Below are 7,026 nucleotides of genomic sequence, written 5' to 3' on the forward strand. Positions count from 1 at the left end.
CATTAATGCCGAAGCTGAGCGCGCCGCCCGAGGTGCCTGAGGTTGAGAACAACCCGAGGATTCCCGACAGCGGCGTCGACGCGGCCGCGGCCTGGTTGGTGGCTTCGGTTGTTCCGTATGAACCGGCGCTGGTGCCCAGGGTGCTCACCAGCTGCTGATGTATCGCCTGAGCCTGGGCACTGACCGACTGGTAGAGATTGCCGAATGCGGTGAATTGCGTCGCCTGGAGCGCCGACACCTCGTCGGCAGCTGCCGGAGCGATCGCGGTGGTGGGCGCGGCGGCGGCCGCATTTTGAGCGGCCATGCCGGAGCCGATGCCCTCGAGTTTTGCTGCTGCGGCGGCCAGCTCCTCCGGCAGTGTGGTTACAAAAGACATGCGCTCCTCCTCATGTGAATAGACCGACCCGCGGTTGGGGGCCGGTCCGTGCGGCGTCGCGCGACCCGATCACGCCCACCCCACGGTTGCCCGAACAGATCTCATAGTGATCCTTCGTTAACGAGTTTTTAACGTCTGCCGACGGCTTTTTTACAAATTCCATGACGCATGCCAGCGGCCCCCCAGGTTTTAGGCGCATCGGCGGGTCGTCTGGGCCTGCCCAAGGCCCATCCGGCCTGTGCGGCGCCGGTTCAACGGCATCGTTAGGCTCAGTCCTAAAAACGTGCGTGGGCCAGCACGGTGCGGAGCGGCATCCAGTGCGCCGCGCTAATGCCCGCCGAGCCCCCATAGCCCAATTGGCAGAGGCAGCGGACTTAAAATCCGTCCAGTGTCGGTTCGAGTCCGACTGGGGGCACTGCTGTCACGCACGCTTTCCAAGGGCTCGGCAGCGACTGATCAGCGCCGTTATCGCCTTGAGTATTCGCCTTGTTCCCCCGGCATCGTGAGCCCGGTATCTGCCGACACAGGGGCTATGCGCAGAAGACATGCTCGGTGCGTTGCTCCGGTCCGGGCTGGGCCTGCGAGCTCCGGCCTAACGCTCCACTCGGCTATCGAGGCGACCGTGCAACACGCCGTCGCAGGACCTGTCGTGTTACATAAGGAAGAACGACGTAATGCATCCGTCATCATATTCCGGGGCTAGCGGGCCAGCCGCCGTAGGCAACTGGCCTTTCACCTCGCCTGTGCGCGGCTCGCCGGGAAATTCTTTCTAAGAATGTTCTGTGGCTGCGGCTCGCCTGTTAGCGGCAGCACCATTGCACCTGGAAATACGCACACATCGCTGTCGTTGTCGATAGATCCGCGACAGCAGTGACCCGGTTTATTAAGCGCTGCCTGAGTTGAGGGTGTGACCACGGTGGCAACTGTGGCAACAAGTCGGGTTCCCTCGCATGTTCGGTGGCTACCCTCGGCCGGGACCTGCGCTCAAGGCGCCGTCGACGACGTAAGGCTGGTATCGGTGTGAGTGTTGTGCGCGAAAATGATGGATTTTCGGTTATCGCAGAGATAGACGTCAACAACGGCCCCATCGGCGGCATTGCCGCCTCCGAAGACGGCAAATGCGTGATGGTGACCAATCGCAGCGGCGCCAGTGTCTCCATAGTCGACACCGACGCCCGCGCCGTCGTCTCGACCATTTTCGGCACACCGGAGCCATTCGCCATCGCCGTCGGCGGGCGAGACCGCGCCTGCGTCAGCAGTGCGTCGGCGACCTGTGACGCGATTGCAATCCTCGACCTGCGAGCCAACAGGGTCGTCGCGGTTCATCCGGTGGCTTTCCACGCGACCGATGTGGCGTTGAGCCCGAATGCGAGGCAGGTGTACTGCGGCGCGACCGCAGGCGGACGCGCCAGCGTGGCCGCGCTCGACACGACGACCGGCGCGGGCGATATTGTCACAATCTCAGCGCCGGGAACCACGGCGGACAGCGTGCGGATCAGCCCGGATGGCCGGCGACTCTACGTCGCCGCGCACGGACCCAGCAGTGACCAGCTTGTGCTGATGGAAACCCGTCACCTGCGCGTCACCGGCTCCATAGAGATCGGGTCGCCGATTCGCGACGTCGCGGTGAGTTCGAACGGCGACACCGTGTACGTCGCGAGCTGCAGTCCCGACTTCGGTGCAGTGCTCGACGTAATAGACACCCGCAGCGGCATGATTGCCGGCACCGCGAAGATCACCGGGGCAGGCGGATTCGTGACGCAGCTGGCCTTGAGCGCCGACGGTGAGCGGGCATACCTCGTCAACGACCACGGCGTTACGGTGTTGTCCACCGTGACGCTGGACGTCATCGGCAGCGTCGCCATCGGCGGTTCGCCGTCATGTGTGGTCGAAAACGCCGGCGGAACTCGCCTTTGCGTCGCCGATTACGCAGGGGTGGTCACCGTGGTGTCAACCCCGTCGACCGGTGTCCGCGCTGACGACGACATCACTGCCCGCCATGAATGGGCGGTGCCCGAGCTGCTCGATCTCGCGCCGGCGATGGCGTAGGCGCTGAAGCCGGCTGCGCATCGGAGCCTCCTGCCGGAAGTGCCAAACGAAGCCGCGCGGCGTTAGCATTCGCGACTGAGTGGCCATGCTGCGCCGAGGACTTGAAGGCGGTACGTCGATGTACGGCACCATGCAGGACTTCCCGTTGACCATTACCGGCATTCTCCGGCACGCCGCGCGTGTTCATGGAACGCGCACCGTCACCACCGCGACCGGCGACGGCTACCGCCGCTGCACCTACCACGACCTCGGCGGCGAAGCAGCGCAACTGGCGAATGCCCTGCGCGGTCTGGGAATCACTGCGGACCAGCGTGTCGGCACGTTCATGTGGAACAACCAGGAACACCTGGCCACCTATTTGGCAGTTCCCGCGATGGGCGCGGTGCTGCACACCCTCAACATCCGGCTGTTCGCCGAGCAGATCGTGTTCATCGCCAACGAGGCTGAAGACCAGGTGGTGCTGGTGGACACCTCATTGGCCGCGTTGCTGGCGCCCGTGCTGGGTGAGCTCGACACGGTGCACACCGTGATCGCGGTCGGTGATCAAGACATCGCACCGCTGGAAGGATCGGGCAAGACGGTGCTGCGCTACGCCCAGCTGGTGGGCGGTGAGTCGACCGAGTTTGATTGGCCCCGGATCGACGAGAGTTCCGCCGCTGCGATGTGCTACACCAGCGGCACCACGGGTAATCCCAAAGGCGTTGTGTACAGCCATCGTTCGAGTTATCTGCACACGATGGCGACTTGTACGGCCAACGGGATCGGCATCGGCTCCACCGACCGCGTGCTGCCCATCGTGCCGATGTTCCATGCCAACGCGTGGGGACTGCCGTATGCGGCGTTGATGGCGGGGGCCGACCTCGTGCTACCCGACCGTCACCTGGGCGCTAAAGCAGTGATCGACATGATCGAGAAGCTGCGGCCGACGGTGGCCGGCGCGGTACCGACCATCTGGAACGACGTCATGCATCACCTGGAGAAAGATCCCGCACATGACTTGTCGTCACTGCGGGTGGTGGTGTCGGGCGGCTCCGCTGTTCCGGTATCGCTGATGCGCACTTTCGAGGAGAGACATGGCGTGCAGATCCGGCAGTTGTGGGGTATGACGGAAACCTCTCCGATGGCCACCATGGCGTGGCCGCCGCCGGGGACCTCGGACGACGAGTACTGGACCTTGCGTGCCACTCAGGGCCAGCCGGTGTGTGGGGTTGAAGCCCGGATCGTTGAGGACGACGGCACGGTGCTGCCCAACGACGGCAAGGCCGTAGGGGAGTTAGAAGTACGCGGCCCATGGATTACCGGGTCCTACTACCGGGGACGTGACGAGTCGAAGTTCAAGTCGGGGTGGTTGCGCACCGGCGATGTCGGCCGTATCGACGACCGGGGCTTCATCACGCTGACGGACCGGGCCAAGGACGTCATCAAATCCGGCGGTGAGTGGATCTCGTCGGTGGACTTGGAGAACTGCCTGGTCGGTCACCCGGACGTGGTCGGGGCCGCCGTGGTGGGGGTGCCCGACGAGCGTTGGCAGGAGCGGCCCCTGGCGGTGATCGTTCTGAAGGAGGGCGCCGCCCCTGATGCGGCCGAACTGCGAAACTATCTGGCCGACAAAGTGGTTCGTTGGTGGTTACCGGAACGGTGGACTTTTGTCGACGAGATTCCGCTGACCAGCGTAGGCAAGTACGACAAGAAGTCGATCCGCTCTCGGCACGCGGGGAACGGCTATAAGGTGACTGAGGTGCGCGACTGAGCGGTAGCCATGCAGCGCCCGGCACACACCGCCGGAGGAAGGATGGTGTTCGTGACCCTACGAGTTGTGCAGTGGGCCACCGGGTCAGTGGGGATAGCCGCGATCAAGGGCGTGCTGGCCCATCCTGAGTTGCAACTCGCGGGCTGCTGGGTGCATTCATCGGACAAAGTGGGCAGGGACGTCGGCGAGATTATCGGCACGGCGCCGCTCGGGGTCATTGCCACCAATTGCGTGGACGAGGTGCTCGGGCTCGACGCTGACGCGGTGATCTACGCGCCGTTGCTGCCCGATGTTGAGGAGGTCGCCGCGCTGCTGCGGGCCGGCAAGAATGTGGTGACCCCGGTCGGCTGGTTCTATCCGGGTGAGAAAGAAGCCGCCCCACTCGAGGTTGCCGCACAGGCCGGAAACGCGACGCTGCACGGCGCAGGCATCGGGCCGGGCGCGGCCACGGAGCTGTTCCCACTGCTGTTGTCAGTGATGTCGACCGGAGTGACATTCGTTCGCTCCGAGGAGTTTTCGGATCTGCGGACGTACGATGCACCCGATGTGCTGCGCCATGTGATGGGTTTCGGCGGAACACCGGACCGCGCGTTGAGCGGACCGATGCAAAAGCTGCTCGACGGCGGTTTCATCCAGTCGGTGCGGCTGTGCGTGGATCGTCTGGGTTTCGCCGCCGACCCGCAGATCCGTCCGTCGCAGGAAGTGGCGGTCGCCAGCGCGCCGATCGACTCGCCGATCGGTGTCATCGAGCCAGGACAGGTCGCCGGGCGCCGCTTCCACTGGGAGGCGCTGGTCGATGACACCGTTGTGGTACGGATTACGGTGAACTGGCTGATGGGCGAGGAGAACCTGGATCCACCATGGTCGTTCGGGCCGGCGGGAGAACGTTACGAAATCGAGGTGCGGGGAGAACCGGACACCTTCGTCACGGTCAAGGGCTGGCAACCGGAGAGCGTCGAAGCGGGCCTGCAGAGCAACCCGGGAATCGTCGCGACCGCGGCGCACTGTGTGAATGCGGTTCCCGCGACGTGCGCGGCCCCGGCGGGCATTCAGAGCTTTTTCGATTTGCCGTTGATCACCGGGCGGGCCGCCACCGGGCTGGCAGGCTGATGGCAGCGCAGTTGCCCGTCGAGCTGGCCGGCTGAGATATGTGTCGACTCTTCGGACTTCACGCCGGGTCCGACGTCATCACCGCCACCTTCTGGCTGTTGAATGCTCCCGACAGTCTCGTGGCGCAGAGCCGGCGGAACCCGGACGGCACCGGGTTAGGTGTTTTCGATGACCATGGTCAGCCCGAGGTGCATAAGGAACCGTTAGCCGCTTGGCGAGACGCCGATTTCGCAACCGAAGCGCACGACCTGAGCGGCACTACCTTCGTGGCCCACATTCGCTATGCCACCACCGGAGTGCACGCCAAGGTCAACACCCATCCTTTTCTGCAGGACGGCCGCATCTTCGCGCACAACGGCGTGGTCGAGGGTTTGGATGCGCTCGACGCGCGGCTGCGTGAACTGGGAGTTGCCGATCTTGTTCTGGGACAGACTGATTCGGAACGGGTTTTTGCACTCATCACCGCCTTGGTTCGCGCGCACGGGGGCGACGTGCAGGCCGGTCTGGTCGACGCAATGCAGTGGCTGGCGGCGAACGTGTCCATCTACGCGGTGAACGTTCTGCTGAGCACTGCCACTGACATGTGGGCGCTGCGCTACCCGGAACCCAATGAGCTGTATGTGCTCGACCGCCGCCGAGCCGCGCCGGACCGGGAGTTCCACCTGCGCACCAGACGGATCTCGGCCCACTCCGGACACTTGCGGAATCGACCGTCGGTGGTGTTCGCTAGCGAACCGATGGACGGTGACTCGCGGTGGCGCCTCATCGCGCCGGGGGAGTTGGTGCATGTCGACGCCGGACTTCACCTGAGCAGCCACCACGTGCTACCGGACCCGCCGAAACACCAGCTGCGTCAGGAGGATCTGACCCTGACCGCGGAGGCGGCGAACACGTCGGACCAAGAGCCGTGACGGCTCCACGTGCGCTCGTGCTGGCGGGCGGAGGGGTGGCCGGAATAGCCTGGGAGACCGGCATTCTGTACGGGATAGCAGACGAGTCGCACAGTACTGCCCGGTGGCTGCTCGAGTCTGACGTGCTCGTCGGGACATCGGCCGGTTCGGTGGTCGCCGCGCAAATCGGCAACGGCTGCCGCCTCGACGACCTGTTCGCCCGGCAAGTGCAAGAGGCGTCGGCGGAGCTCGACCCCGGCGTCAGTATCGAAGACATCACCGAGCTGTTCCAGACCGCCCTCACCGAGCCGTTCGCGCCGCTGCAACGGAAGTTGCAGCGCATCGGCGCACTCGCCTTGGCGAGTGAAACCGTGGCCGAACCAGTGCGCCGCGAGGTGATAGCCCGTCGCCTGCCCTCGCATGTCTGGCCGGACCGGGAACTTCGGGTTACCGCGATCGAGGTGACCACCGGGGAGCGCGTCGTGTTCACCGGCGATTCGGGGTTTGATCTGGTCGACGCGGTGGCGGCGAGTTGCGCTGTGCCGGGAGCGTGGCCGCCGGTGACCCTCGGTGACCGGCGTTACATGGACGGCGGAGTCGGCAGCTCGATCAACCTGGATGTCGCTCAAGATTGCGCCACGGCAACGGTTTTGGTACCCGCGGATGCATCCGCCCCGTCACCGTTTGGCTCTGGTCCTGCTGCTGAGATCGAAGCGTTCGGCGGCGCTGCGGTGGCGGTGTTCGCCGACGACGACTCGCTGAGTGCCTTCGGCTCCAACCCACTCGATCCGCGCTGCCGGATCGCCTCGGCGCGGGCGGGCCGTGCTCAGGGTCGCCGCGAGGCCGAGCGC

6 protein-coding genes and 1 tRNA gene are annotated in these 7,026 nt (G+C 65.0%); 6 read left to right on the top strand and 1 reads right to left on the bottom strand.

The window, feature by feature from the left end; translation table 11 throughout:
• Positions 1–376: PE family protein (locus WA317_RS14900; RefSeq protein WP_425173765.1), on the bottom strand; the 376-nt coding region annotated here is incomplete at its 3' end.
• 341 nt (positions 377–717) lie between these two features.
• On the opposite strand from WA317_RS14900, the gene WA317_RS14905 reads away from it, so the two are divergent.
• The 6 genes from WA317_RS14905 to WA317_RS14930 all read left to right on the top strand — a co-directional run.
• A tRNA-Leu gene (locus WA317_RS14905) sits at positions 718–791 on the top strand.
• Between the two features lie 614 nt (positions 792–1,405).
• The gene (locus WA317_RS14910; RefSeq protein WP_425173766.1) at positions 1,406–2,425 is read left to right on the top strand and encodes a YncE family protein; all 1,020 of its coding nucleotides are present in this window, start codon (positions 1,406–1,408) and stop codon (positions 2,423–2,425) included.
• 118 nt (positions 2,426–2,543) lie between these two features.
• Positions 2,544–4,175, top strand: coding sequence for a long-chain fatty acid--CoA ligase (locus WA317_RS14915; RefSeq protein WP_425173769.1), 1,632 nt, complete (start codon positions 2,544–2,546; stop codon positions 4,173–4,175).
• 45 nt (positions 4,176–4,220) lie between these two features.
• Positions 4,221–5,285, top strand: a complete 1,065-nt coding sequence (locus WA317_RS14920) for a dihydrodipicolinate reductase (RefSeq protein ID WP_425173770.1) — start codon at positions 4,221–4,223, stop codon at positions 5,283–5,285.
• Between the two features lie 38 nt (positions 5,286–5,323).
• Positions 5,324–6,196 carry a class II glutamine amidotransferase gene (locus WA317_RS14925; RefSeq protein ID WP_425173767.1) on the top strand — a complete coding sequence of 291 codons (873 nt, stop codon included), beginning with the start codon at positions 5,324–5,326 and terminating at the stop codon, positions 6,194–6,196.
• The coding region (locus WA317_RS14930) for a patatin-like phospholipase family protein (protein ID WP_425173768.1) at positions 6,193–7,026 on the top strand (834 nt) is incomplete at its 3' end. The genes WA317_RS14925 and WA317_RS14930, both read left to right, overlap by 4 nt.

The sequence above is a fragment of the Mycobacterium sp. genome, assembly GCF_049802695.1.
In the GTDB taxonomy this organism is placed as follows: domain Bacteria; phylum Actinomycetota; class Actinomycetes; order Mycobacteriales; family Mycobacteriaceae; genus Mycobacterium.